The organism is Roseivivax lentus, assembly GCF_900156805.1.
Classification (GTDB): Bacteria; Pseudomonadota; Alphaproteobacteria; order Rhodobacterales; family Rhodobacteraceae; genus Roseivivax; species Roseivivax lentus.
In genome coordinates this window covers 15,479-39,727 of sequence record NZ_FTOQ01000019.1, presented here as the reverse complement: position 1 = coordinate 39,727, position 24,249 = coordinate 15,479, and the positions used below count along the sequence as shown (strand labels likewise).

The following is a 24,249-nucleotide window of genomic DNA, read 5'->3' as shown; positions in this document are numbered from 1 at the left end:
GTCTCTCCCTGTTGGGGTGGCGGCGGGGTTTCCCCCGCCCTTCGGTATGATCGGAGCGGCGATCAGGCGCCGGTCATCCAGGGCAGCTTGTCCAGATCGACATTGCCGCCGGTGACGATGACGCCGACGCGGCGACCGCGATAGACGTCGGGATTCTTCAGGATGACTGCAAGGGGCACGGCGCAGCTCGGCTCCATCACGATCTTCATGCGCTGCCAGGTGAGCTTCATCGCGTCGATGATCTCCTGCTCGGAGGCGGTCTGCACGTCGGTCACGAAGTTCGACACGAAATGCCAGGTGTTCTCCTTCAGCGGCACCTTGAGGCCGTCCGCGATGGTGACCGGCGCATCGTCGGCGATGATGTGGCCCGCCTTGAAGGAGCGCATCGCGTCGTCGGCCTGTTCGGGCTCGGCTGCGTAGATTTTCACGTCGGGGGCGAGGTTCGACAGCGTCAGGCAGGTGCCAGAGATCATGCCGCCGCCGCCGATGGGCGCCACCATGGTGTCGAGGCCCGCGACCTGCTCCATCAGTTCCGCCGAACAGGTGGCCTGGCCCGCGATCACGCGCGGGTCGTTGTAGGGATGCACGAATTCCGCACCGGTCGCGGCCTGCACCTCGGCGAAGACCGCTTCGCGGCTGGTGGTCGAGGGCTCGCATTCGGTGATCTGCCCGCCATAGCCCCGCACGGCAGCCTTCTTGGCCTCGGGCGCGGTCTTGGGCATGACGACGTAGCAGGGAATGCCCCGGCGGCCCGCCGCGTAGGACAGCGACAGTGCGTGGTTGCCGGACGAATGCGTGCAGACGCCCTTCTCGGCCTGCGCATCCGTCAGCCCGAAGACCGCGTTGCAGGCGCCGCGCACCTTGAAGGCGCCGGCCTTCTGGAAGTTCTCGCACTTGAAGAACAGCTCAGCCCCGGTCAGCTCGTTCAGATAGGACGAGGTCAGCACCGGCGTGTTGTGGATATAGGGTTTGATCCGTTCATGCGCCGCGCGCATGTCGTCGATCGTCAGTTCCGCGGCTGTGGTCGTTGCGTCGAGCATCACGTCTCCTCCTTTCAGGCGGCCGACCGCACGGCGGGCGCGTGGGTGCTGCGGTAATATTCCTGCGCAGCCGCCACGCCGGAGCCCAGCGTGATCGGGTAGTTCAGATCCGCCATCGCCATCTCGATGGCGCCGAGGCCCGACAGAACCATGACATCCGTCAGGCTGCCCAGGTGGCCGATGCGGAAGGCTTTTCCGTTCATCTCGCCAAGGCCGATGCCGAAGGACACGCCATATGCATCGAAGGCATGCTGGGTCAGCGCGTTGCTGTCAAAGCCCTTCGGAACATAGATGGCGCTAACCGTGTCGGAGTAAAGATCGGGCGATTGCGCCACGAGGTCGAGGCCCCAGGCCTTGGTGGCCCGGCGCACGCCTTCGGCAAGGCGGAAATGGCGGTCATAGACGTTCTCGAGGCCTTCCTCGAAAAGCATCTTCAGGCTTTCGCGCAGCCCGTAGATCAGCTGCAGCGGGGGCGTGTAGGGAAACCCGCCCGAGGCATTGGCCTTGGTCATGTCGCGGAAATCGAAGAAGGTGCGCGGCAGCTTGGCCGCCTCCATCGCATCCAGCGCCTTGGGGCTGACCCCGAGGATCGCCATGCCGGTGGCCAGCATGAAGCCCTTCTGCGAGCCCGAGACCGCGATGTCGACGCCCCAGGCGTCCATCTCGAAGGGCATCGAGGCCAGCGAGGAGACGCAATCGACGAACAGCATCGCGGGGTGGCTGGCCGCGTCCATCGCGCCGCGCACCGCGGCGATGTCGGATTTCACGCCGGTCGCGGTCTCGTTGTGGGTGACGAGCACGGCCTTGATCTCATGGCCCTTGTCCTCGGACAGGACCGACTCGAACTTGTCGGCGGGGGCACCTGCGCCCCAGGGGCATTCGATGATCTGCACGTCGAGCCCGTGGCGCTGGCAGAGGTCGATCCAGCGGTGGCTGAACATGCCGTAGCGCGCAACAAGCACCTTGTCGCCGGGGCTGAGCGTGTTGGTGACCGCCGCCTCCCAGCCGCCGGTGCCCGAGGCCGGGAAGGTGATGACCGTGCCATCCTTGGTGCCGAAGACGCGCTTGGTGTCGTTGAGGACCGGCGCGAAGGTTTCGACGAAGTCCGGCGCGCGGTGATCGCGGGTCTGGACATGCATGGCCGACAACAGCCGCTCGGGGATGTTGGTGGGGCCGGGAATGAAGACGGGGTTCTGGGTGCTCATCGGTCGATTCTCCGCTTGGGTGGCCAACAAATAGACTTTCGGAAATATTTTTCAATTTTCTCGATAACGCGTGCTTCCCCGGCGTCTGCCCGCATAACACGCTGATTTAAGTCAACTTCCCGTTTCCATTTCTGCGGCGCAGAATTATATTGAAAAATATTTCCAAAATAATAAGACCAAGGATAACGCTCCTCAGGACACCCGTTTTGCCATGCAAGCCCCCAAACGTCAGCGCGGCCGCCCGAAGTCGCAATTCACCGAAAGCTCCGCCGGGACGCTGCAATCGCTCGACCGGGCGCTGTCGGTGCTGGTGGCGCTGTCGCGTGCCGGGCGCATGACGCTGAGCGATCTGGCGCTGGCCGTGGGCGTGCCGACGGCCACCACGCATCGCATCCTGATGACCCTGCAGAAGCACGATTTCGTCGCCTTCGACGAGGACCGGCAGGACTGGCTGATCGGGATCGAGGCGTTCCGCACCGGCGCGGCCTTCCTCAAGCGCTCCAACCTCGTCGAGATCGGGCGCCCGGTCATGCAGCTGCTGATGGAGGAGACCGGCGAGACCGCGAACCTTGCGGTGCCGCAGAAGGCCGAGGTGGTGTTCGTGGGCCAGATCGAAACGCTGAACCCGATCCGCGCCTTCTTTCCGCCCGGCACGCGCACCGCGATGCATGCCTCGGGCACCGGCAAGGCCATCCTCGCCGACCTGCCGGAGGACAAGGTGAAGCGGCTTCTCTCGGCCGCGGGGCTGGAGCGGTTCACCGCGAATACCCGCACCACGCCGGCCGATCTGTTCGCCGATCTGGCGCGCACGCGCGCCCGCGGCTGGTCCTTCGACCGCGAGGAACGCTACGAAAGCATGTCCTGCATTGGCGCCACGATCTTCGACGAGATGGGCAATCCCTGCGCGGGGGTGTCGATCTCGGGTCCGAGCATCCGCTTCGACGAGGATCGCATCGCGGCCTTCGGCACCGCGGTCAAGAACGCCGCGGACGAGATCACCCGCAGGCTGGGCGGCCTGCCCCCGGAACGCGCGCGCTGATCAGCGGGCCGCATCGGCGCGGGTCTGCGCGCCGAGCCGGACCAGAAGCGCCAGCAGCAGCACCGATACCGCCGTGACCGACAGAAGCGGCAGCGCGAAACCGCCCGATCCATGCGCGAGCGCCCCCAGCGTGACCGGCCCCAGCACGCCGCCCATCTCGGCGGCGGTGAAGAACATGCCGCCCGCGAGGCCGAGGCGCTCTTCGGGCACGCCCGGCGTCTCCATCAGCAGCATAATCGCCACCGTCATCATCGACCCGCGCGCGATGCCTTGCAGCATGAGACCCGGCGCGAGCAGCGCGGGATGCGCGCTTTGCAGCATCAGGCTGGCGACGAGGACGGCCGCGAACAGCCCCGCCATGACCAGCAGCCGCCGCTCCGGCGTGGCGAGCCGCGGGATGACCAGCACGCCGAGGATCCCGATGGCCGAGGGCAGCGCCGCCCAATATCCCGCCGCCACCGCCGAGAAGCCGTAGCTGCGCAGGATCTCGGGCATCCAGTTGTTGAGCCCGTGATTGACGAAGAACACCCCGACCGACATCACGAGGATGAGCTGCACCTGCCGCAAGCCGACGATCTCGGCGAAGGCCGAGAGGTTGTATTTGCTGGCACCGGTCCCCGGCCCGATATCGGCGGCGCGCGGGCGCGACACCGCCCACCAGATCACGGCCGAGAACAGCACCAGCCCGGCATAGACCAGCATCGCGCCGCGCCAGTTCTGCCCCACCAGCGGCATGATCGCGGAATTGGTGATCGCCAGCGCCACGAGCCCGCCGAGATAGGGGCCGGTCACGTAGAGCCCCATCGCGCTGGCCCGCGCCTTGCCCTGGTAGAGCTTGGCGATCACCACCGGCGCACCGACAGAGATCATCGGCCCCCCTGCCCCGAACAGCGCCACCGCGAGAAACAGCTGCAGCGGCGTCTCGGCCAGTCCGCGCAGGCCCGCGGAGGCTGCCATGAGCAGGCAGGCGATGACCAGCATGCGCCGCGCGCCGATCCGGTCGAGGGCCATGCCGCAGGGCACCGAACACAGGATATAGGTCAGCGGCCAGGCGCCAAGGATCAGCCCCATGCCCGCATTGGTGACCGCGATGTCTTCGCGGATCTCGGTGATCAGCGGCGCGGTCGAGGCGATGATGACGCCGAAGCTGAAATAGACGCCCCAGACGCCCGCCAGCACCGGCCAACGCGAGCGCGGTCCCGCCGGGGCGTCAATCTCTTCGGCGATGGGCACCCGCGTCAGTAGCTGCGCGGCAGGCCGAGCACGTGCTGGCCCAAGAAGCCGTAGATCATGTTCTTGGAGATCGGTGCGGTCTGGTAGAGCCGCGCCTCGCGCCATTTCCGTTCGATCCCGTATTCGCGGGCGAAGGCGAAGCCGCCATAGGTCTGCATGCAGACCTCGGCGCAGGCCCAGGAGGCATCCGCCGCCAGAAGCTTGGCCATGTTGGCCTCGGCCCCGGCCTTCTCGCCCGCGTCGAACATCGCGGCGGCCTTGGTGACCATCAACTCGGCCGCCTGGGCCTTGGCGTAGGCGTCGGCGATGGGGAACTGGATGCCCTGGTTCGCGCCGATGGGCCGGCCGAAGACGCTGCGGTCATTGGCGTAATCGCAGGCCTTCTCGATGAAGTATTTCGCGTCGCCGATGCATTCATAGGCAATGAGGATGCGCTCGGCATTCATGCTGTCGACGATGTACTTGAAGCCCTTGCCCTCTTCGCCCACCAGCGTGTCGGCGGGAATCTCCACGTTGTCGAAGAACACCTCGCAGGTGTTGTGGTTGATCATCGCGTCGATCTTCGACAGCGACAGGCCGTTCTTCTTGGCCTCGTTCATGTCGATGAGAAAGACCGACATCCCGTCCGAGCGCTTCTTGCACTCCACGGCGGGCGTGGTGCGGGCCAGCAGCAGCATGAGGTCCGACTCGAACGCGCGGCTCGTCCAGACCTTCTGGCCGTTCACGATATAGGTGCCCTTGTCGGTCTTCTCCGCCTTGGTTTTGAGCTGCGTCGTGTCGCTGCCAGTCGTGGGCTCGGTCACGCCGAAGGCCTGCAGGCGCAGCTCGCCCGTGGCGATCTTGGGCAGGTATTTCTGCTTCTGCGCCTCCGAGCCGTGCTTCAGCACCGTGCCCATCGTGTACATCTGCGCGTGGCAGGCCGCCGCGTTACAGCCTTTGGCGTGGATCGTCTCGAGCACCGCGCCCGCAGCCGACAGGGGCAGGCCCGAGCCGCCATATTCCTCGGGGATGAGCGCGCCGAGGAAACCCGACTCGGTCAGCGCGTTCACGAAGTCGTGCGGATAGGCGTCTTCCTTGTCGAGCTTCAGCCAGTATTCATTGGGGAAATCGTCGCAGAGCCGGCCCACCGCGTCGCGGATATCCTCCCAGGCGGGCTTCACGGGCATGGAGATCATGTCGGGGTCATATTGGTTCATCTCTGCCATCCTTCAGATGATGTTCTGCGCACGCAGCGCGGCGATCTCGTCCGGGGTCACACCGACCTCCGCAAGGATCGCGTCGGAATGTTCGCCCGCGTCGGGGGCCGAGACATAAACCGAAGCGGGCGTGCGCGACAGTTTCACGGGTTGCGCGACAAGACGGGTCTCGCCGCGGGCGGGGTGATGCACGGGTGCTGCCATGCCGAGATGCTGCACCTGCGGGTCGGCGAAGACCTCGTCCATCATGTAGATCGGACCGGCGGGCACGCCCACCTCTTCGAGCGCCGCGACCCATTGGGCGGTCGTGCGCTCCGCGAAGATCGGCTTCAGCAGGTCCCAGAGTTCCGGGCGGCGTTCGAACCGCGCAGGGTTGGTGGCGTATTTCTCGTCCGTCGCCCAGTCGGGCTGTCCGACGAGTTCGCAGAAGGCCTGCCATTGCGGGTCGCTGCCGACGCCGAGGTTTAGATAGCCGTCCTTCGTTGCCACCACGCCCATCGGCGTGACGTAAGGGTGATCGTTGCCGGAGCTTTTCGGCACCTCGCCCTCAACGAGATAGCGCGCGGCCTGGAAGTCCATCATGGCGATTTGCGCCTCGAGGAGCGAGGATTGCACCCATTGACCCATGCCCGATTGGCTGCGTTCCTGGAGTGCCACGAGGATGCCGATCGCCGCATAAAGTCCCGAGGAGCTGTCCGCGACCGCCGCGCCCGCGCGCATCGGGCCCTCGTCGGGATTGCCCGTGACGCCCATGAGCCCGCCCATGCCCTGCGCGATCTGGTCGAAGCCCGCGCGTTTCGCATAGGGCCCGTCCTGCCCGAAGCCCGAGATCGAGGCGAGGATGATGCGCGGGTTCACCTTGGCCAGATCGTCATAGGCGATGCCGAGGCGGTCCTTCACGTCGGGGCGGAAGTTCTCGACCACCACATCGGCGCTTTCGACCATGCGCAGGAACAGCGCGCGGCCCTCGGGGGCCTTGAGATTCAGCGTGAGCGAGCGCTTGTTGCGGTGCAGGTTCAGCATGTCGTAGCCGTGCCGCGCGCCCGAGACGCCCGCCGAGGGGTCGGCCCCCACGGGCGCTTCGATCTTGACGACGTCCGCGCCGAAATCCGCGAGCACGCGGCAGCAGGTCGGGCCAGCGCGCACGCGGGTCAGGTCGAGCACCTTGAGACTCTGCAGGGCGGTGGAACGCTCGGCCATCACGCGCCCTCCATCACGCGGGCCGCACCGTCGGGATCGGCCTCGGCGTACCAGTCGCCGATCCCGCTGGAGGTCAGGAAGACGGTGTCGTCGCGGGCCGTCAGCAATTCGAGCGCAGCCTCGAAGTAATGCGCGATATGCGGCACGCCGATGATGTGGGGATGCAGCGCCAGCGTCATCACACGCGGCTGCGATTTGAGCTCGCGCTCGAAGACCGCGAGCGTCGCCTCGACACGCTTGAGGTATTCGTCGGTGGAGCCCTGCTGGATCGCGTAGACCGGCACATCGTTCAGCTCGAACGAATAGGGCAGCGCCATCAGCGGCCCGTGCTTGGTTTTCATCCAGGTGGGCAGGTCGTCGAGCACCCAGTCGTGCAGGAACTCGATGCCTTCGGATTTGAGGATGTCGGGCGTATGCTCGGTCTCTCCAAGGCCCGGCCCCAGCCATGCGCGGGGGCGCGCACCGCCCGCCTGCTCCAGGCGGTCGAGGCAGCGTCGGATGACGTCGGCCTCGTCCTCGGCCTGTTTCAGCGATTGCTGGAAGAAGCCGTGCCCGACCAGTTCCCAGCCTGCGCCCATCACCGCGTCCATCAGCGTCGGGTAGACGTCCGCCACCTGCGCGTTGAGGAAGGCCGAACAGGGCAGCCCCTTGCGGTCCAGCATGTCGAGGATGCGCGGCATCCCGCAGCGCAGCCCGTATTCCACCCAGGAGAAATTCGGCACGTCCGGCGGCGCGGGCGTGGCCCCGTGCGGTGCGGGGATGATGCCGCGCGGCATGGCGCGCTCGATCGGCCAATATTCGATGTTCATCACGATATGGACGATGAGGTTCTTGCCCCCGGGCCCGGTCAGGGGCGCGCGGTCGGAGGAGAGTTGGAACGGGATGCGCGGGTTCGATTGCATGCCTTCACTCCACGTGCAGGCGGATATCGCCCGGCTTCCAGGACAGGCGCACCGGCGCGTTGGCCTCGGGCAGCGTGTCGTCGGTGTCGGAAATGACCCGGCTGACCATCTCCGTGCCGTCCGGCAGCCGCGCCATGTGCGACGTGGTGAGGCCCAGATAGACCGATTCGTCATAGGTGCCCAGGATCGACAGCCCGTCCGCGGGGGCGTTGGTGCCGTTCACCCGGTCGAGCGCCACACATTCCGAACGGATCGAGAGGTTGACCTCCTGCCCGTCCGTGACGTTCAGGCCGCGCTTGTCGACGGTGAGCTTGGAGCCCGCCACATCGACGGTGACGGAACTGCCGTTGGCCTCGGCCACCCTGCCCTTCAGCATGTTGTTCTCGCCCACGAAGCTTGCCGTGAAGGACTTCTCGGGCGCGCGGTAGATGTCGCGCGCCTTGCCGAATTCCACCAGATCGCCATTGGCGATCAGCGCGATGCGGTCGGCCACGGTCATCGCCTCTTCCTGGTTGTGGGTGACGTGGATGAAGGTGATGCCCACCTTTTCCTGCAGATGCTTCAATTCGAGGCACATGTCCTTGCGGAGCTGCGCATCGAGCGCGGCGAGCGGCTCGTCGAGCAGAAGAATGTCGCGGTCGAGCACGATGGCGCGGGCAAGCTGCACGCGCTGCTGCTGGCCGCCCGACAGCTCGTGCGGCTTTCGGTGGGTGAATTGCGACAGCCCCACCTGTTCCAGCGCGTAATCCACCTTCTCGACGATCTGGTCCTTGGGAAGCCCCGCGACCTTCAGCCCGTAGCCCACGTTCTGCGTCACGGTCATATGCGGGAAGAGCGCGTAGGCCTGGAAGACCATCGTGGTCGGGCGCTTGTCGGGCGGCAGGTGGCCCACGGATTTGCCATGCAGCAGGATCTCGCCCTTCGTGGGTTTGTGAAACCCGCCGATGGTGCGCAGAAGCGTGGTCTTGCCGCCGCCCGAGGGGCCGAGCAGCACGAAATACTCTCCCGCCGCGATGGTGACGTTCACGTTCTTCAACGCGACGAAATCGCCGTAATGCTTTGAGAGGTTGCGCACCTCGACGGCAGGAGCTGTCTGGTCGGTCATGGGTTGGGTCCCGTTGGTCATGACATCACCGGCTCGGCCTTGGCACGGGCGGTCCGCGACAGGCTTTCGGCCCGGATCATGGTGAAAAGGATGATGGAGCCGATCACGGCGATGGCGACGAAGCTGACCATGGCGGACATGGCGTAGCTCTGCGGCGACATGCCGGTGTTCAGCATCTGGGAGATGAGCACCGTGGTGAAGGTGTCGAACCCGCCCTTGAGAAGGCTCGTGCGGGTGTATTCGTTGAAGACGAGGATCACCGTGAAGGCGCAGGCGGAAAAGACGCCCGCGCGGATCTGGGGAAACTCGATGTCCCAGAAGGCGCGCCAGCCATTCGCCCCGCAGGCCCGCGCCGCCTCGGTCTGTTCCTTGCGGTAGCGGCCCATGGTGATCAGGATCACGACGAAGGAATAGGGGATCGTGTAGATGATGAGCCCGATCGTCGCCGTCAGGAACGAGAGGCGGAACCAGCTGTCGAAAAGCGACGTGCCGATCTGATCGCCCAGCCAGATCAGGGCGAAGTTGAGGTTCTTGAAGAACACCAGCAGCGCCGAGCCGAGGATGTCCGGCGGCACGAAGAGCGGGGCGAGAAGCAGGAAGACCGGGAAGAGCTTGTTGTCCGCCGCCTTGTAGTATTTCGCCGCCAGAAGCGCCATCGGCACGGTGATCACGGTGACCACCACGGCCAGCATCAGCGTCCAGCGCAAGGCCCCGATCAAGAGTTCGTCCGAGAAGATGAGCCCGTACCATTCCCAGGTGAAGACGTATTCGTTTGCGCCGAAGCCGTTCTGGTTGAAGGAGACGTACATCACGTACATCACCGGGGTCATGAGCGTCAGCACCACCAGAAGAAGATACGTCCATTTCAGCCGGTGCAGCCAGATATTGTCGTAATCGTTCATGGGTGCCTCAGCTCAGCGGGGTGAGGATCTTGGTCAGGTCGAAGAGCTTGTGACCGATCCAGAGAAGCGTCGTCAGCGTGGCCATCATGATGGCACTCACCGCCATGGCGAGCGGGAAATCGAGCGCGGTGATCGCCTGCGTGGCGATGAGCCCGGCATTCACCGCCCCTGCGCCCCCGAGGATATTGGGCAGGAGTGCCACGCCGAGACCGTTCACGAAGATGAAGACCGAGCCCGCGAAGATGCCAGGGGCCGCCAGCGGCAGGATCACATCGACGAAGCGCCGCCAGGGGCCAACGCCCAGATCGTCGCAGACCTCGAAGATGTATTTCGGGACCGCCTCCATCGCGAGGAAGCCCGAGAAAACGATGAAGGGCAGGAAGGACAGCACTTCGCCGATCACCACGCCCGTATGGGTGTAGAGAAGTGCCGTGATCGGCTCGTCGATGATGCCCAGATCCATCAGCGTGGTGTTCACCAGCCCGTTGCGTTGCAGCACGGGGCGCAGCGCGAAGACGCGGATGATCTCCGAGACCATGAAGGGCAGGATGAACAGCAGCACCACCCGATGCTGCGCCACCTCGGGGATCGACTTGCGCACGAAGACCGCGATGGGAAAGCCGAAGACGAAGCAGATCGCGACCGAGATCAGCGAATATTTCATCGAATTCAGGAAGTTCGTGAGCCGCGCGGAGAAGAAGAAGTTCTCGTAGGAAAAGAGCGTGAAGCCCGGCTCCATCCAGAACATTGTGCGCTCGAAGACCGAGAACACCACGGTCATGGCCATCGGGATGGCGAAGAAGGCGACCATGAAGATCAGTGGAGCGCGGAAGGCCCATGGCGCGAGCCTTTCGCGCCATGGGGTCTTGTCGGTGCCGGCGGGGACGGCCCCGCCAGCGCTGCTCGACAGATCGGCCATGCGGGATCAGGCCGCCTGCACCCGGGCCCACCAATCCTGATAGGCGCGGATATTCGTGGGGAAGACGTTCTGCCAGGAATTGCCCGCAACCGCCCGGCGCGCCTGCTTGCGCTCGAGCCGCTCGGCCATGATGGCCTTGGTGTCGGCATCGAACATGTCGGGATTGGCGTCCACGTATTCCTGCACGCCCTCCATCTGCGGCGTGAAGCCGAGACCGGCCAGCGTCTGCGCGCCGAACCAGGGGCTGAGATAGACATTGGCGAGGCTGTAGAAGGCATCCTCCATGCCGCGCTCCTGCCCGCCACGGGTCAGCATGACGACGTTGTTCCAGCTCTGGTGGCCTTCTTTCATGGTGCCGTAGCGGATGTCCTGGCCGTTCTTGCGCGCGGCGAAGATCTGGATGACCTCCCAGCAGGAGGAGACGAGCACTTCCTCGGAGGACAGAAGATCGGCCCCGTTCTGCACGCCGTCCCAGAAGGTGCGGAACTGGCCCTTCTTCTTCAGGTCAATCAGAAACTCGCAGGTCTGGCGCACCTCGTCCTCGGTCATGTCCGAGGGGTTGTCGATGGAGCCCTTGCCCGATTGCTTGAGATAGATCGCCGTATTGGTCAGGGTCGGGCCGAAATCGTTCTGCATGGCGGCGCGACCGCGGAACTGGCTGTCGAACAGCGCCTCCCACGAGGTCAGCTCCTCGCCGATCACGTCGTAGTTGAAGGCAAGGCTGTCGGCGTTCGAGATATAGGGCACGGCATAGACCCGGCCCTCGTAGCGGATCGTGTCGGCGGACATGCCGCCTTCCTGGTAGCTCGGCAGGATGCCCGACCAATTGGGGATCTTCGAGATATCGAGCTCGACGATGGCACCTTGCGAGGCCAGCGCATCCTCCATGCCGCCGCCATTGTCGGTCATGGCATCGTAAAGCGCGTTGCCGTCGCCCACGACCATCTTCTGGATCGACTCGTCGGCGCGGGCGGACTTGGCGATGGCATTGATGCCGATGCCGGACTGCGCCTCCATGTCTGACCAGTCCTGCGCGCCGACCTTGGCGATGCCCGGGGCCCAGAGCTTGAGCGCTTCCTGTGCGCGGGCCGGCATGCCGAAGCCGCCCGCCGCCGCTGCCGCACCCATCATCGCCATGACCTGACGCCGGTTGAAGTCTGTTTGGTTCATCTGTGTCTCTCCTGTTGGTTCAGCCGTCGCGCGGCAGGCAGAGCGGCCACCCGGTCTTGATGCCGGTCTGGCCTTGGGTCGCGGCTCCGGCACGCTGGACCCCGTCGGGACACAAGGCGACAGGCCGGAACACTAGCGCGATTATGTCGACAAAAATTTTTGAAAGCAAAAGAATTTTGTATACATGGCGCGATCCGGGAATTTTGAGAAATTTATGCTATTTGCACGGCATTCCGCATGCTACGCGAAGAAATCTCGCGCCAAATTTCGCTTGATCTGCAGACGAAACTGGCAGAACCTCACCCCAAAACCGCAATTTCTGTATGCGAAATGACCGAAACAGCGCCCTTGCCCGAATCAACCCTGATCCGGATATGCCGCCGTCCCGTCCCGGAGCGGCTGGTGCGGCGCGCGCGGTTGCATCTGCTCGACTGGCTGGGCTGCATCCTCGCGGCGCGGCATTGCGATGCCGCCCGGGCCATGGCGCGCGCGGTCGGGCCGGATGACGGGGATTTATTGCGCGCGGGGCTGGCGTCCACGCCGCACGACGCCCAGCGCGCGGCACTCTGTTTCGGCACCTTGGGGAACGTGCTGGAGATGGACGACCTCGATCGGGCCTCGATCCTGCATCCCGGCGACACGATCTGCGCGGCGGCACTCGCGGCGGCCCTCGAGCGTCCGGTGCCCGGGCCCGCGCTGCTGACGGCGCTCGTGCGCGGCTACGAGGCCGCGATCCGGATCGGGCGCGTCGCGGCATCCGGCGGCTACACACCCTTTTACAATTCCGGCACATGCGGCGTCTTCGGCGCGGCGCTGGCCGCCGCCGAGGTGAGGACCCTCGCGGAGGCGCAGATCGCCGATGTACTGGCGCAGGCCGGCATGCAGGCGGCGGGCATCTGGCAATGCCGCCTCGAGCCCGGCTTTTCCAAGCAGCTGGCAACCGCTCAAGCCGCCCGGGCGGGCGTCTTCGCCGCGGAGCTGGCCGCCGCGGGCTTCACCGGGCCGCGGGCGATCCTGACCGGCGAGATGGGCTTTTTCGCGAGCTATTATCCCGGCGCCGATCCGGCCCGGCTGACCGACGCGCCCGGCCCGCAGGATTGGGCCCTGTCCGAGATGAGCTTCAAGCCCTTCCCGGCCTGCCGCCACACCCACCCCGCGATCTCCGCCCTTGTGGAAATCCGCCCGAGCATCGCGCCCGCCGGGGTCCAACGCGTCGACATCCACACCTACCGGGCCGCGATCGAGTTCTGCGATGCGCCGCATCCCACGACCCCGGGCGCGGCGCGGTTCAGCCTGCAGCACGCCGCGGCAATCGCGCTGCTCAGGGGCGCGCCAAGTCTCGCGGACTTCGAAGGCGACGCGTTGTCCGATCCGACAATCGCCGCGCTGCGGGACAAGGTGCATCTGGCGACCGATCCCGGCATCGATGCGGCCTTCCCGCGCGGCTACGGCGCGCGCATCACGGTCACGGGCAGCGACGGCGCAACCGAAAGCGCCGCCTGCCCCGAGGCCTGGGGCGATCCCGAGAACCCGATGTCCGAGGCCGATCTCGTCGCGAAGTTCCTCGCCAATGCGCGCCACGGGGGCGTGGGCGCGGACGCGGCGGAGGCGCTTCGGGACGCGGTGCTTGCCCTGCCCGACGCGCCCGATACCTCACGGCTGCGCGACGCCTTCGCCGCGGCCCTGTCCCCTGTTCCGGAGTATGCCCGATGCCCTTGAAGCCCGCCGTTCCGTTCCATGTTCTCGACAACGATGCCGGATGGGAACCGGTGCCCGGCGGCGCGCCGGGCGTCGAGCAGAAGATGCTGTCGGGCGCGCTCGACGAGACCGCGAAGACCGGGGTGCGCACGCGGCTGATCCGGTTCCAGCCCGGCACGGTCGCCCCGAACGTCTTCCTGCACGATTACTGGGAAGAGGTGTATCTCGTCTCGGGCAAGCTTGTGAACGGCTGCGACGCGCAAGGGCAAGGCGGCACGGAATTTGCCGCGCCCGCCTATGCCTGCCGCCCGCCGGGGACCGAGCACGGGCCCTTCACCTCGGCCGAGGGCTGCGTCTTTTTCGAGATCCAGTATTATATCGGAGCCGATGATGGATCTTGATCTCGCAGGCAAGTCCGCCCTCATCACCGGCGGCTCGAAAGGCATCGGACGGGCCGTGGCGGCGGCACTTTTGGCCGAGGGCGCGCAGGTGACGCTGGCCGCGCGTGATGCCGATCAGCTGGCCACCACGCAGGCCGAGCTTGCCGCGGATGCGCCGGGCCGGGTGACGATCGTCCCGGCCGATCTCGGCACCGATGCCGGGCGGCAGGCCTTGGTCGAGGCGGCGGGCACGCCCGATATCCTGATAAATAATGCAGGTGCGATCCGGGCGGGAAAACTGGCCGATCTGTCCATCGCCGATTGGCGGCAGGATTGGGAGCTGAAGGTCTTCGGCTACATTCACCTCTGCCAGATGCTGATGCCGAAAATGGCCGCGCGCGGCAGCGGCACGATCCTGAACGTCATCGGCATGGCCGGGCGTGCCAACCGTCCCGCCTATATCTCGGGCTCGGCGGCGAATGCGGCGCTTATCGCCTTCACGCAGGCGCTGGGGGCCGAGGCACAGGCGTCGGGCCTGCGCGTCTTGGGGCTCAACCCCTCGCCCACGCTCACCGACCGGATGACCGATTTCATGAAGCGCAAGGCCGCCGCCGAGCTTGGAGACGAAAGCCGCTGGCGCGAGATGGTCGCGCCCGACCGCTTCCCCTATGGTCGCCCCGCCGAGCCCGAAGAGGTCGCGGCACTGGCCTGCATGCTGGTCTCACCGCGGGCGAGCTATCTCAACGGGACCGTCGTCGATCTGGATGGAGGCGGACAATGGACAGGCACATGAGCGACACCGAGGAATTGGCGGGCGGCAAGCTGCAGGTGACGCGGCGGGCGGGCGTCGTGCGGATCGTCTTCAACAACCCCGACAAGCGCAACGCGATGACGCTGGCCATGTGGCAGGGCCTCGGCGATCTCTGCGCCGCACTGGCCGAGGAGGACGGGCTGCGCGTCGTCACGCTGGAGGGTGCGGGGGAGCGTGCCTTCGTCGCGGGCGCCGATATCTCGGAATTCGCCCAGACGCGCGGCTCGTCCGAGGCCGCCGACGCCTATAACGCGGCGGTGGCGCGGGCGGAACGCCTGCTCGAGGCGGTGCCGGTGCCGACGCTGGCGCTGGTGCGCGGCTCGTGCGTGGGTGGCGGGCTCGGCATCGCCATGCGCTGCGATCTGCGGCTGGCACGGGCGGATGCGCGGTTCGGGATCACGCCGGCGAAGCTGGGCCTCGGCTACGGGTTCGAGGGGGTCGCCTCGCTCAATCGGCGGCTGGGCCACGCGGTCACCGCCGATCTGCTGTTCACCGGGCGGCTGTTGCCCGCCGAGGAGGCGCAGGCGCGCGGCATCTGCGATTTCGTCCATCCCGGCGAGACCTTCGAGGCCGAGTGCGCCGCCTATGTCGACACGATCTCGGCCAATGCACCGCTGACGATCCGGACCGCCAAGGCAGCGCTTCTTGAGCTTGCCAAGGCCGAGGCCGATCAGGATCCGGCACGCATCGCCCGGATGATCGAGACCTGCTACAACAGCGACGATTACCAGGAGGGCCAGCGCGCATTCGCGGAAAAACGCGCGCCGGTCTTCAAGGGCAGATGACCGCTACGGCCCCCAAGACCGCGCCGGGCATCGGGCGCAGCGAGACCGCGCATGACGTGTTGAGCCCGCGTCAGGCGCAGCTCATGCAGCTCACGCTCGATGCGCCCGCGACGGCGGCGGAGGGCGATGCCTTGCCGCCGTTCTGGCATTACCTCTATTTCAACCCGCAAATCCGCGCCTCGGATCTCGGCCCCGACGGGCACGAGACGCTGGGCCGCTTCGTCCCGGATTTCGGCCTGCCCCGGCGCATGTGGGCGGGCGGGCGCGTCACCATCGACGCACCGCTGCGGCTGGGCGAGCGGGCGCAGAAGGTCTCGTCCATCCGCGCCATCGAGGAAAAGACCGGCCGGTCGGGCAGGCTCTGCTTCGTGACGGTGGATCACGATTTCAGCGTCGCGGGTGTGCACCGGCTGCGGGAGACGCAGAACATCGTCTATCGCGACCCGCCCGCCCCCGGCAGCCCGACCCCGCCGGGAACACCGGCCCCGGACGACGCCGAGTTCCGGCAGGTGATCACGCCCGATCCGGTGCTGCTGTTTCGCTATTCGGCGCTGATCTTCTACGGCCACCGCATCCATTACGACGCCGATTACGCCCGCGATGTCGAAGGCTATCCCGGGCTCGTGGTCCATGGCCCCCTGACCGCGACGCTCCTGGTGCAGCTCGGCCTGAAACATATGGACGGCCGCCGCCTGACCGCGTTCGACATCCGCGCCATGGCGCCCTTGTTCGACACCGCGCCCTTCACGCTTGAGGGCCGCCGGACCGAGACCGGCGTCACCCTCTGGGCGCGCACGCCCGAGGATACCCTCGCCATGACCGTGACGCTGCACGGCGCGCAATGACACATCCAGGAGACGATCCGATGACCAACCCGCTCTATGACACGCTGCTGGGACATCGCGCGAAGAGCGCAGCGCCGCTTTTGCATCTCACCGATGGCCGGACGCTGAGCTATGCCGACATGGCCGGGATGGCCGCGCGCTTCGCAGGGCTGCTGGCGGCACAGGGGCTGGCGAAGGGCGACCGGCTCGCCATGCAATGCCCGAAATCGCCCGAAGCCTTCGCGCTCTACCTCGCCTGCCTGCAATCCGGCGTGATCTTCCTGCCGCTCAACACCGCCTATACCCCCGACGAGATCGCTTATTTCGTCGGCGATGCGACGCCGGGGATCGTGGTCGCGGACCCCGCATCCGAGGCCGCGCTGGCGCCCATCTGCACCGATGCGGGCGCGACCCTTCTGACGCTCGATGCGGATGGAGGGGGCAGTTTCGCCGAAGCCGCCGCGGACGTCCCGCCCCGGACTGAGGTCACAGTGTGCGGCACCGACGACCTCGCCTGTTTTCTCTACACCTCGGGCACGACGGGCCGTTCGAAGGGGGCGATGCTGACCCAGGGCAACCTTCTGTCGAACGCCGAGGTCCTGACCGAAACCTGGCGCTTCACCGAAGACGACGTGCTGCTGCACGCGCTGCCGATCTTCCACGCGCATGGCCTCTTCGTGGCCTGCAACGTCACGCTGGTCGCGGGCGGCTCGATGATCTGGCTGCCGGGCTTCTCGGTCGAGGCGGTGCTGGACGCGCTGCCGCGCGCGACCGCCATGATGGGCGTGCCGACCTTCTATACCCGCCTGCTCGACGCGCCGGGCTTCACCCGCGAGGTCGCGGGCCACATGCGTCTTTTCACCTCCGGAAGCGCGCCGCTTCTGGCCGAGACGCATGAACGGTTCAGCGCCCGGACCGGCCATGCCATCCTCGAACGCTACGGCATGACCGAGACCGGGATGAACACCTCGAACCCCTATGACGGCGACCGCCGCGCGGGCACCGTGGGCTTTCCGCTGACGGGCACCGAGCTGCGCATCATCGACGAGAAGACCGGCGAGGAAGTGCCGCGCGGCGAGACCGGCATGATTGAGGTGCGCGGCCCCAACGTCTTCAAGGGCTATTGGCAGATGCCCGAGAAGACCGCCGAGGAGCTGCGCGAGGACGGCTTCTTCATCACCGGCGATCTGGGTCGGATCGACGCCGACGGCTACGTCACCATCGTCGGGCGCGAGAAGGACCTGATCATCTCGGGCGGCTACAACATCTACCCCAAGGAGGTGGAGCAGCTGCTCGACGAACAGCCCGGCATCGTCGAGAGCGCGGTGATCGGCGCGCCGCATCCCGATTTCGGCGAGGGGGTCGTCGCAGTCCTCGTCGCCGCGGCGGATCCCGCCCCGGACCTCGAGACGATCCGCGCCGAGGTCGCGCTCAAGCTCGCGAATTACAAGCGGCCCAAGCAGTACGTGACGGTGGCGGAACTGCCGCGCAACACGATGGGCAAGGTCCAGAAGAATGTCCTGCGCGACACCTATGCCGATCTGTTCGCGCCGCAGGGTCAGACCGACCGGCGCGCGGGCGCCTGACGCGCGGGGCTTGCGGGGCTCAATCCTGCCCGTCGTCGCTTCCTGCCGTCTTGAGCCGCGCGGCGACGCGCGCGGCACCGGCCAGAAGATGCGCGGACATCACGCTCGCCGCCCAGTCCGGCGCGCGTGCCTCGATGGCGTCGATCAGCTCGGCATGGTGGTTGAGGCTGCGCCGCAGGTCCTTTTCGGAGAACATCGAATAGGTCCGCACCACCATGCTGACATCGAGCGCCGTGGTCATCAGCGCTGTCAGCCGCGGCGAGCGGGCGGCGGCGACGATCGTGCGGTGAAATTCCTCGTTGGCCTCGGTCAGCCGCTGATAGGCGGCCTGATCGCGCGGCGGGGTATCGGCCTGCATCGCGGCATGGATGCGCCGGAGTGCGGCGATATCCTCTTCGGTGGCAAGGCGCGCGGCGCGCTGGACCGAGTAGCATTCCACGAGGCGGCGGATCTCGTAGACCTGTTCGGCCTCGTCCTCGGGGAAATGGGCGACACGCGTGGTATAGCCGCTTTGCCGTTCGATGAACCCCTCGAGGATCAGCCGCCCGATGGCCTCGCGGATCGGGGTCCTGCTGAGGCCCAGATCGTCCGACAGCCGCGTCTCGGTCAGCCGTTCGCCTTCCTTCAGGCGGCCGGTGAGGATATCGTTGCGAATGCCGTGATAGGCTTGCTCGGTCGCGTTCATCTTGGGCGGGCTGGAATTCTGCATGGCGTCACGTTTCTGGGTCGACGCTGCATTTTGCATGCAGATCAGCGCGCAATCCAGCCATAATCGCCGAAATCGCGCTTATCTGCATACAAAGTCGCAGGTCCCGCCCGTTGAGGCAGGTCCCGTCACTCCGCCGCGACCGGGGTCGGACCGGCATCCGCCGCCGCCGGGCGGGCCGAGAGGACCAGCCGGAGAAGCGGCGGCACGGTCAGCAGCGTCAGGAAGGCCGACATCGACAGACCGCCGACCACGACGGCACCCAGCCCGCGATAGAGCTCGGACCCCGCGCCGGGAAACAGCACCAGGGGCAGCATCCCGAAGACCGAGGTCAGCGTCGACATGAAGATCGGGCGGATGCGGTTGCGCGTCGCCTCCTCGATCGCGTCGACCGGCGCCATGCCTTCTTCGCGCAGAAGATAAAGCGACTGGTGCACGATCAGGATTGCGTTGTTCACCACGATCCCCACGAGGATGACGAAGCCGAGAAGCGTCAGCATGTCGAGCGGTTGCGTGCCCACGAGATTGAGCACGACGAGACCCCCGACCCCGCCCGCGGCGGCCACCGGGACGGAGATCATCACCACGAGCGGCAGCACGAAGGATTCGAACAGGACCGCCATCACCAGGAAGACGATAACCATCGCCACGGCGAGGTTGATCTGGATCGCGTTCCAGGTCTGCGAGAGTTGGTCCGCCGTGCCCGAAACCGACAGGCGCACGCCGGGCGGCAGCCCCTGCGCCTCGAGCGCGCCCATCACGTCCGACTGCAACAGCTCCACCGCCGCCTCCAGCGGCAGCGCATCCGAGGGCCGCACCTCCAGCGTCACGGTGCGCAGCCGCTCCAGATGCCGGATCTCAGTGGGGCCCGCGGTGACGCGCACCTCGGCCAGCTCGGAAGCGGGCACGATCTGTCCCGAGGGCGTGACCACCGGGAAGGCGCCCACATCCTGCGTCCGGAGCCCGCTCAGCACCGTGTCGTCGCCCTTGAGCGTGAGGTCGAGCCGGCGGTTGCCGACATTGATCTCGGCCACGCGCAGCCCGTCATTATAGGCGTCGACCGTCGCGGCGAGGTCCTGCGTCGACAGGCCGGCATCGGCCAGCCGCACCCGGTCGGGGATCAGCCGCACCTCGGGCGCGCCGAGCTCAAGCCCCGGGATGGGCCGGAACTGATGCCCTTCTGAGCGCGGCAGCTTCTGGCTGATGATCCCCGCCGCACGCCCCGCCACCGACAGGATATCCTCGAGCTCGTCGCCCGAGACATTGACCTCGATCGTGCGCCCCCCGCCGACACCACGCCCGAAGAGCGAGGGCTGCGTCATGAAGCCGAAGGTGCCGGGCTCCGCGAAGATGGGACGCGACAGGATCGGGATGACCTCGGCCACGCGGGTGCCGTCGACCGCGGCGGCGCCGACGAAGCTGTTGCCCGGGGTGGCCACGAAGAAGAACGAGTCGAGCGCCGGGCGCCCATCCTCGGTCTCCGTCTGCGGACGCGCCTCCCACATCGGTTGCGCCACCTCCTCGATCCGCTGGGCGATGGTCTCGGTCGTGTCGAGATTGTAGCCGGGGGGCGGGATCAGCAGGCCGAAAACGAGATTGCGGTTGCCCTCGGGCAGGTATTCGAGCTTCGGCAGGAACGCGAAGGCCGCGACCGCCGCCCCGGTGGCGATGGCCGCGACCATGACGAGGCCCGCCGCGCGGAACCGCACCGTGAAACGCACATAAGCCATGATGAGCCAAGAGAAGCCGCGCCCGAAATGATCGATCCCGGGCAGCGGGAAGGTGGCGGTCTGGCCCTGTTTCAGAAGCCGGCTCGACAGCGCGGGAATGACCGTCACCGCCACGACGAGCGACAAGAGCACCGAGACCGAGATCGCCACGGCGATGTCGCGGAAAAGCTGGCCCGCCTCGAGCTGCATGACCAGGATCGGGATGAACACCATGACCGTGGTCAGCGCCGAGACGAGGATCGCGCCCCAGACCTGCTTGGCGCCGATATAGGCCGCCTCGCGCCGGGATTTGCCCTGTTCGCGCAGGCGGTAGATGTTCTCGAGCACGACGATGGCCGCGTCGACGATCATCCCGACGGCAAAGGCGATACCGGCCAGCGAGATCACGTTGAGCGTGCGGCCCGTCGCGGCCATGGCGACGAAGGTCGCGACGATGGAGACCGGGATCGCCATGGAGATGACCAGCGTGGCGCGGGGGCTGCGCAGGAACAGAAGCAGGATCGTCGCGGCGAGCAGTCCGCCGATCCAGATGTTTTGCGTCACGAGATCGATGGCGCCCTCGATATAGACCGTCTCGTCATAGACCTGTTCGAGCTGCAGGTTCTGCGCGGCGACGGGGCCGTCGGCAAGTTCGGCGAGGACGGTCTTGACCTCTTCCATGGTGGTGATGACGTTGGCGCCCTGTTCGCGCACGATGTTGAACGCGAGCGCCGGTTCGCCGCGAAAACGCAGCCGCGCGGTGCTGTCCTTGTAGGCGAAGGCGACCTCGGCCACGTCGGCGACCCGCACGCGGCCCAGCGCACCGGACCGGCCCTGGCTCTCGCTGCGCAGAACGACACTTTCGATGGCCGCGACGGTGTTGAGATTGCCATCCGCCCGGACCACGTAGCGCCGCTTGCCCTCGTCGACCTCGCCCGCCGAGAGGCTGACATTCTCGGCGCGCAGGCGCTGCACCACGGCGGGGATGGTCAGCCCGAAACGCGCCAGTTCGCCGGGCTGGATCACGATCTGCAATTCGCGCGCGACCCCGCCGAAGACGTTGACGGTCGACACCCCGTCGATCCGTTCGAGCCGCTCCTTGATGACGTCCTCGACGAAATCGCCGTATTGCGGCAGCGGCCGTTCGGTGGCCTCGGTACTGCGCACCATCACCCAGGCGATGGGGCTGTCGTCTGACCCCGAGGTATTGAGCGTGGGCTCGCCGGCCTCGGACGGATAGCCGCCGACGCGGTCGAGCCGGTTCGAGACCAGAAGCAGGATGTCGCCCATATCCGAGCCCACGGCGAACTCGAGCGTCACCGAGGCCTGCCCGGTACGGGCGCGGCTCGTCATGATCTCGAGCCCTTCGAGCCCGCGGAAGGCGTCTTCCTGCGGGTTGATGATCTCACGCTCCACCTCCGCGGGGGCGGCGCCGGGCCAGACCGTCTCGACCACCACGATGGGCTTGCGCACATCCGGGGCCAGCTGGACGGGAATGCGGGTCAGCGCGAGGGCACCGAAAAGGACCGCCATGATGACGACCGCCAGCACCGCGACGGGGCGTTCGATGGAAGCGCGGATCAGGTCCATGGATCAGCCCTGCTGTTCGGTGTCGGACGCGCTCTCTGCATCCTCCGGAGCGTCGGGCGTTTCGGGCTCCGGCGTCTCCTCGGCCTCGGCAGCCGCATTGCCGGGTTCCGAACCGCCGCCGCCGTCTCCGCGCGGCGCGCCGCCCGAAGGCGCGATATCCTGGCCCGGGCGCAGGCGTTCATTGCCGCGCACCACGACCTCGTCGCCCGGTTGCAGGCCCGAAAGCACCTCGAAACCGCCGCCCATCGCGGCACCGATCTCGACATTGCGCGGCTGCGCCTTGCCGTCGACGTTCAGGAACACGCTCCAGCCGTTCTGGCCCTGCACGAGCGCATCCTTGGGCACCACCACCAGATCGCGCGGGGCGCTGACCGGCACGTCGAGCGTGACCGACTGCCCGACCGCGAAATCGGCGCTGGTATCGGTGATCGCGAAACGGACGGGCCGGGTGCGGGTCGCGGCGAATTCCGTGGGCAGAATTGCCCGCAGCGCGAGGTTCAGGGCGCCCCCCGCATCGGTCCGCGCCGGCACGACCAGGTCGGGCCGCAGCGCCGAGACGAAGCGCGCGGGCACGTTGGCCTCGACTTCCGTCGCGCCGAGATCGAGCAGCGTCGCCACCTCCGCGCCCGCGGCGATGTATTCGCCCTTCTCGGCGCCGACCTGCAGGACGACCGCGTCGAAGGGGGCGCGGATGGTGGCGTTCTTCAGGCGGTATTCCATCTGCGCGAGCGCTGTTTCGGCGGCGAGGATACGCGCGCGCGCCTGCTGTTCGGCGCCGAGCGCGGAATTGTAATCGCCCGAGCGTTCGTCGAACTGCGCCTCGGCGATGGTCGAATTGGCCTTCAGCGCCTCGGCGCGCCGCAGCGCCTTCTCGGCCCGGTCCCGCTGCGCGGTGGCGACGGTGACACCGGCCTCGGCGATCTCGATCTCGGCCTGTGCGAGCGCGCGGTCGATCTCCAGCAATTCGGTGTCGAGCCGGGTCAGCACATCGCCTTCGGACACCCGGTCTCCGACGCTCAGCGGCATCTCGGTCACGATCCCCGCGACCCGCGCCGCAACCGCGCTCTGGCGTCCCGAGACGACCTCGCCGAAGACCGAGATGGTCTCGGACATGGTGCGCATCGCTACCCGCTCGGTCGCGACGGCGGCCGGTCCGCCCTGCGCGCGGGCGGGAAGCGGATGGGCCAGGACCAGGCAAAGCCCCAACAGGAAAGACAAACGGAAAAAGACATGCATGGTGAGGGATCCCGGGTGTGCAAGGCATGCTGCAAAGCAGAACATAGCACGTTTGCCGCCAAGACCAGCGGAGGATCGGCCCCGGGGAGTTCCTCCTGCCACGCTCCGGCAATGTCTGCCGGGCGCCCCATTGTGCCCCGACCGGCGCCCTGCCCGGCCCGGTGACCGATCAGTGGCTCATCAGCACCGGGATGCGCGCGCGCAGAGCGATATCGTGGGTCACACCGCCGATCAGACCCTCGCGGATCGGGGAATGCTCGTAAGCGCCCATCACCAGAAGGCCCGCCCCGGTCTTCTCGCAATGATCGACCAGCGTATCGGCGATGGATTGGCGGCCACGTGGCAATTCGGTGATCGTCACGTTCACGTTGTGCCGGTCGAGAACCATGGCGACGTCGATCCCCGGCAGGCTGTCCGCGAGCGGCGAGCGGCCCACCGAGACGATCTCGACCTCGGTTTCGGTCTCGAGGATCTGCATCGCATCCGCGAGCGCCCGCGCCGCCGCGCGTCCGCCATCCCAGGCCACGACCGCCCGCCCCCCGAAGACCGAGCCCTTGTGATTGGCCGGGAAGGTCATCACCGGGCGCCCGCTGTCATAGGCCACGCGGTCGGGATGGATCTCCACGTGCCGCATCGTGTTGTCGACGCTGGATTCGTGCATCCCGAGCACCGTCAGATCGAAAAGCCGCGCGTATCGCGCCACCGTGCGCTGCACCGAGCCGCCGGAATCGATCCAGTGCAGCTTGTCCTCGGGCACCTCGCGGCAGGTCTCGTAGAAGCGCCGTTCGATATCCGCCGTCGGGCCCTCGGCCACTTCGAGGATCGCCGCCTGCACCTTCGAGGGCATCCAGCTGTGCTGCATCTTCCGCGACAGGAACGGATTGCCATGGGCGAAGAGCCCGTTGAGATGCGCGTCGAAATATTGCTGCATCAGGACGGCGCCCGAAAGAGCCGCCTCCGAGCCCGGCAGGCCGTTATAGGCCACGAGGATGTTCTTGATGCTCATGCGCGTC

General features: G+C 66.9%; 21 protein-coding genes. 7 read left to right on the top strand and 14 right to left on the bottom strand.

Annotated features, from left to right (window positions below; genetic code table 11):
* Positions 1-62: 62 nt before the first annotated feature.
* Together bhcB and bhcA are read right to left on the bottom strand one after the other, a co-directional pair.
* Positions 63-1,040: a beta-hydroxyaspartate dehydratase BhcB gene (gene bhcB / locus BW990_RS18800; RefSeq protein WP_076450630.1), complete on the bottom strand. Its 978-nt coding sequence runs from the start codon at positions 1,038-1,040 to the stop codon at positions 63-65.
* Positions 1,041-1,054: 14 nt separating this feature from the next.
* On the bottom strand, positions 1,055-2,245 hold the full coding sequence (bhcA, locus tag BW990_RS18795; protein ID WP_076450627.1) for an L-aspartate--glyoxylate aminotransferase BhcA: 1,191 nt from the start codon (positions 2,243-2,245) through the stop codon (positions 1,055-1,057).
* 211 nt (positions 2,246-2,456) lie between these two features.
* Between bhcA and bhcR the strand changes: the two genes are divergently transcribed.
* On the top strand, positions 2,457-3,284 hold the full coding sequence (gene bhcR, locus BW990_RS18790) for an HTH-type transcriptional regulator BhcR (protein ID WP_076450624.1): 828 nt from the start codon (positions 2,457-2,459) through the stop codon (positions 3,282-3,284).
* On the opposite strand, the gene BW990_RS18785 is transcribed toward bhcR, so the two are convergent.
* The 8 genes from BW990_RS18785 to BW990_RS18750 are packed head-to-tail and all read right to left on the bottom strand — an operon-like array spanning position 3,285 to position 11,911.
* A complete protein-coding gene (locus BW990_RS18785) occupies positions 3,285-4,463 on the bottom strand; it encodes an MFS transporter (protein WP_159441688.1) in 1,179 nt (392 codons plus the stop codon).
* A gap of 59 nt (positions 4,464-4,522) precedes the next feature.
* Entirely contained in the window at positions 4,523-5,713 is a 1,191-nt protein-coding gene (locus BW990_RS18780; RefSeq protein ID WP_143526286.1) for an acyl-CoA dehydrogenase family protein, read from the bottom strand.
* Positions 5,714-5,725: 12 nt separating this feature from the next.
* On the bottom strand, positions 5,726-6,913 hold the full coding sequence (locus tag BW990_RS18775) for a CaiB/BaiF CoA transferase family protein (protein WP_076450622.1): 1,188 nt from the start codon (positions 6,911-6,913) through the stop codon (positions 5,726-5,728).
* Complete coding sequence (locus BW990_RS18770) at positions 6,913-7,815, bottom strand: polysaccharide deacetylase family protein (protein WP_076450619.1); 903 nt, start codon at positions 7,813-7,815, stop codon at positions 6,913-6,915. The genes BW990_RS18775 and BW990_RS18770 overlap by 1 nt, the downstream gene beginning before the upstream one ends.
* Before the next feature lie 4 nt (positions 7,816-7,819).
* The gene (locus BW990_RS18765) at positions 7,820-8,920 is read right to left on the bottom strand and encodes an ABC transporter ATP-binding protein (protein ID WP_076450617.1); all 1,101 of its coding nucleotides are present in this window, start codon (positions 8,918-8,920) and stop codon (positions 7,820-7,822) included.
* A 17-nt stretch (positions 8,921-8,937) separates the two neighbouring features.
* A complete protein-coding gene (locus BW990_RS18760; protein ID WP_076450614.1) occupies positions 8,938-9,822 on the bottom strand; it encodes an ABC transporter permease in 885 nt (294 codons plus the stop codon).
* A gap of 7 nt (positions 9,823-9,829) precedes the next feature.
* The gene (locus BW990_RS18755) at positions 9,830-10,741 is read right to left on the bottom strand and encodes an ABC transporter permease (RefSeq protein WP_076450612.1); all 912 of its coding nucleotides are present in this window, start codon (positions 10,739-10,741) and stop codon (positions 9,830-9,832) included.
* A gap of 6 nt (positions 10,742-10,747) precedes the next feature.
* A complete protein-coding gene (locus BW990_RS18750; RefSeq protein WP_076450610.1) occupies positions 10,748-11,911 on the bottom strand; it encodes an ABC transporter substrate-binding protein in 1,164 nt (387 codons plus the stop codon).
* A gap of 348 nt (positions 11,912-12,259) precedes the next feature.
* On the opposite strand from BW990_RS18750, the gene BW990_RS18745 reads away from it, so the two are divergent.
* From BW990_RS18745 to BW990_RS18720, 6 genes are read left to right on the top strand one after another with little or no spacing between them, the layout of a single operon-like run.
* Positions 12,260-13,630: an MmgE/PrpD family protein gene (locus BW990_RS18745; protein ID WP_159441687.1), complete on the top strand. Its 1,371-nt coding sequence runs from the start codon at positions 12,260-12,262 to the stop codon at positions 13,628-13,630.
* Positions 13,621-14,010, top strand: a complete 390-nt coding sequence (locus BW990_RS18740; protein ID WP_076450606.1) for a cupin domain-containing protein — start codon at positions 13,621-13,623, stop codon at positions 14,008-14,010. Before BW990_RS18745 ends, BW990_RS18740 begins: the two co-directional genes overlap by 10 nt.
* Complete coding sequence (locus BW990_RS18735; protein WP_076450604.1) at positions 14,000-14,782, top strand: short-chain dehydrogenase/reductase; 783 nt, start codon at positions 14,000-14,002, stop codon at positions 14,780-14,782. The genes BW990_RS18740 and BW990_RS18735 overlap by 11 nt, the downstream gene beginning before the upstream one ends.
* Complete coding sequence (locus BW990_RS18730) at positions 14,779-15,585, top strand: enoyl-CoA hydratase (protein WP_076450603.1); 807 nt, start codon at positions 14,779-14,781, stop codon at positions 15,583-15,585. Before BW990_RS18735 ends, BW990_RS18730 begins: the two co-directional genes overlap by 4 nt.
* Positions 15,582-16,430: an HTD2 family dehydratase gene (locus BW990_RS18725; protein WP_076450601.1), complete on the top strand. Its 849-nt coding sequence runs from the start codon at positions 15,582-15,584 to the stop codon at positions 16,428-16,430. The genes BW990_RS18730 and BW990_RS18725 overlap by 4 nt, the downstream gene beginning before the upstream one ends.
* Before the next feature lie 20 nt (positions 16,431-16,450).
* Positions 16,451-17,995, top strand: coding sequence for a malonate--CoA ligase (locus BW990_RS18720; protein ID WP_076450599.1), 1,545 nt, complete (start codon positions 16,451-16,453; stop codon positions 17,993-17,995).
* Positions 17,996-18,014: 19 nt separating this feature from the next.
* On the opposite strand, the gene BW990_RS18715 is transcribed toward BW990_RS18720, so the two are convergent.
* The 4 genes from BW990_RS18715 to BW990_RS18700 all read right to left on the bottom strand — a co-directional run bounded on the left by BW990_RS18715 (position 18,015) and on the right by BW990_RS18700 (position 24,242).
* A complete protein-coding gene (locus BW990_RS18715; protein WP_076450597.1) occupies positions 18,015-18,704 on the bottom strand; it encodes a GntR family transcriptional regulator in 690 nt (229 codons plus the stop codon).
* A gap of 125 nt (positions 18,705-18,829) precedes the next feature.
* On the bottom strand, positions 18,830-22,000 hold the full coding sequence (locus tag BW990_RS18710; protein WP_076450595.1) for an efflux RND transporter permease subunit: 3,171 nt from the start codon (positions 21,998-22,000) through the stop codon (positions 18,830-18,832).
* Positions 22,001-22,003: 3 nt separating this feature from the next.
* A complete protein-coding gene (locus BW990_RS18705) occupies positions 22,004-23,236 on the bottom strand; it encodes an efflux RND transporter periplasmic adaptor subunit (RefSeq protein WP_076450593.1) in 1,233 nt (410 codons plus the stop codon).
* Between the two features lie 169 nt (positions 23,237-23,405).
* Positions 23,406-24,242 carry a universal stress protein gene (locus BW990_RS18700; protein WP_076450591.1) on the bottom strand — a complete coding sequence of 279 codons (837 nt, stop codon included), beginning with the start codon at positions 24,240-24,242 and terminating at the stop codon, positions 23,406-23,408.
* Between the last annotated feature and the right edge of the window lie 7 nt (positions 24,243-24,249).

Excerpts from the sequence above, each read along its gene's own strand:
- bhcB (WP_076450630.1), bottom strand. The coding sequence starts at position 1,040 with ATGCTCGACGCAACGACCACAGCCGCGGAACTGACGATCGACGACATG.
- BW990_RS18740 (WP_076450606.1), top strand. The coding sequence starts at position 13,621 with ATGCCCTTGAAGCCCGCCGTTCCGTTCCATGTTCTCGACAACGATGCC.
- BW990_RS18750 (WP_076450610.1), bottom strand. The coding sequence starts at position 11,911 with ATGAACCAAACAGACTTCAACCGGCGTCAGGTCATGGCGATGATGGGT.
- BW990_RS18720 (WP_076450599.1), top strand. The coding sequence starts at position 16,451 with ATGACCAACCCGCTCTATGACACGCTGCTGGGACATCGCGCGAAGAGC.
- BW990_RS18710 (WP_076450595.1), bottom strand. The coding sequence starts at position 22,000 with ATGGACCTGATCCGCGCTTCCATCGAACGCCCCGTCGCGGTGCTGGCG.
- BW990_RS18770 (WP_076450619.1), bottom strand. The coding sequence starts at position 7,815 with ATGCAATCGAACCCGCGCATCCCGTTCCAACTCTCCTCCGACCGCGCG.
- BW990_RS18760 (WP_076450614.1), bottom strand. The coding sequence starts at position 9,822 with ATGAACGATTACGACAATATCTGGCTGCACCGGCTGAAATGGACGTAT.
- BW990_RS18725 (WP_076450601.1), top strand. The coding sequence starts at position 15,582 with ATGACCGCTACGGCCCCCAAGACCGCGCCGGGCATCGGGCGCAGCGAG.
- BW990_RS18755 (WP_076450612.1), bottom strand. The coding sequence starts at position 10,741 with ATGGCCGATCTGTCGAGCAGCGCTGGCGGGGCCGTCCCCGCCGGCACC.
- BW990_RS18780 (WP_143526286.1), bottom strand. The coding sequence starts at position 5,713 with ATGAACCAATATGACCCCGACATGATCTCCATGCCCGTGAAGCCCGCC.
- bhcR (WP_076450624.1), top strand. The coding sequence starts at position 2,457 with ATGCAAGCCCCCAAACGTCAGCGCGGCCGCCCGAAGTCGCAATTCACC.
- BW990_RS18730 (WP_076450603.1), top strand. The coding sequence starts at position 14,779 with ATGAGCGACACCGAGGAATTGGCGGGCGGCAAGCTGCAGGTGACGCGG.
- bhcA (WP_076450627.1), bottom strand. The coding sequence starts at position 2,245 with ATGAGCACCCAGAACCCCGTCTTCATTCCCGGCCCCACCAACATCCCC.
- BW990_RS18700 (WP_076450591.1), bottom strand. The coding sequence starts at position 24,242 with ATGAGCATCAAGAACATCCTCGTGGCCTATAACGGCCTGCCGGGCTCG.
- BW990_RS18705 (WP_076450593.1), bottom strand. The coding sequence starts at position 23,236 with ATGCATGTCTTTTTCCGTTTGTCTTTCCTGTTGGGGCTTTGCCTGGTC.
- BW990_RS18735 (WP_076450604.1), top strand. The coding sequence starts at position 14,000 with ATGGATCTTGATCTCGCAGGCAAGTCCGCCCTCATCACCGGCGGCTCG.
- BW990_RS18715 (WP_076450597.1), bottom strand. The coding sequence starts at position 18,704 with ATGCAGAATTCCAGCCCGCCCAAGATGAACGCGACCGAGCAAGCCTAT.
- BW990_RS18765 (WP_076450617.1), bottom strand. The coding sequence starts at position 8,920 with ATGACCGACCAGACAGCTCCTGCCGTCGAGGTGCGCAACCTCTCAAAG.
- BW990_RS18775 (WP_076450622.1), bottom strand. The coding sequence starts at position 6,913 with ATGGCCGAGCGTTCCACCGCCCTGCAGAGTCTCAAGGTGCTCGACCTG.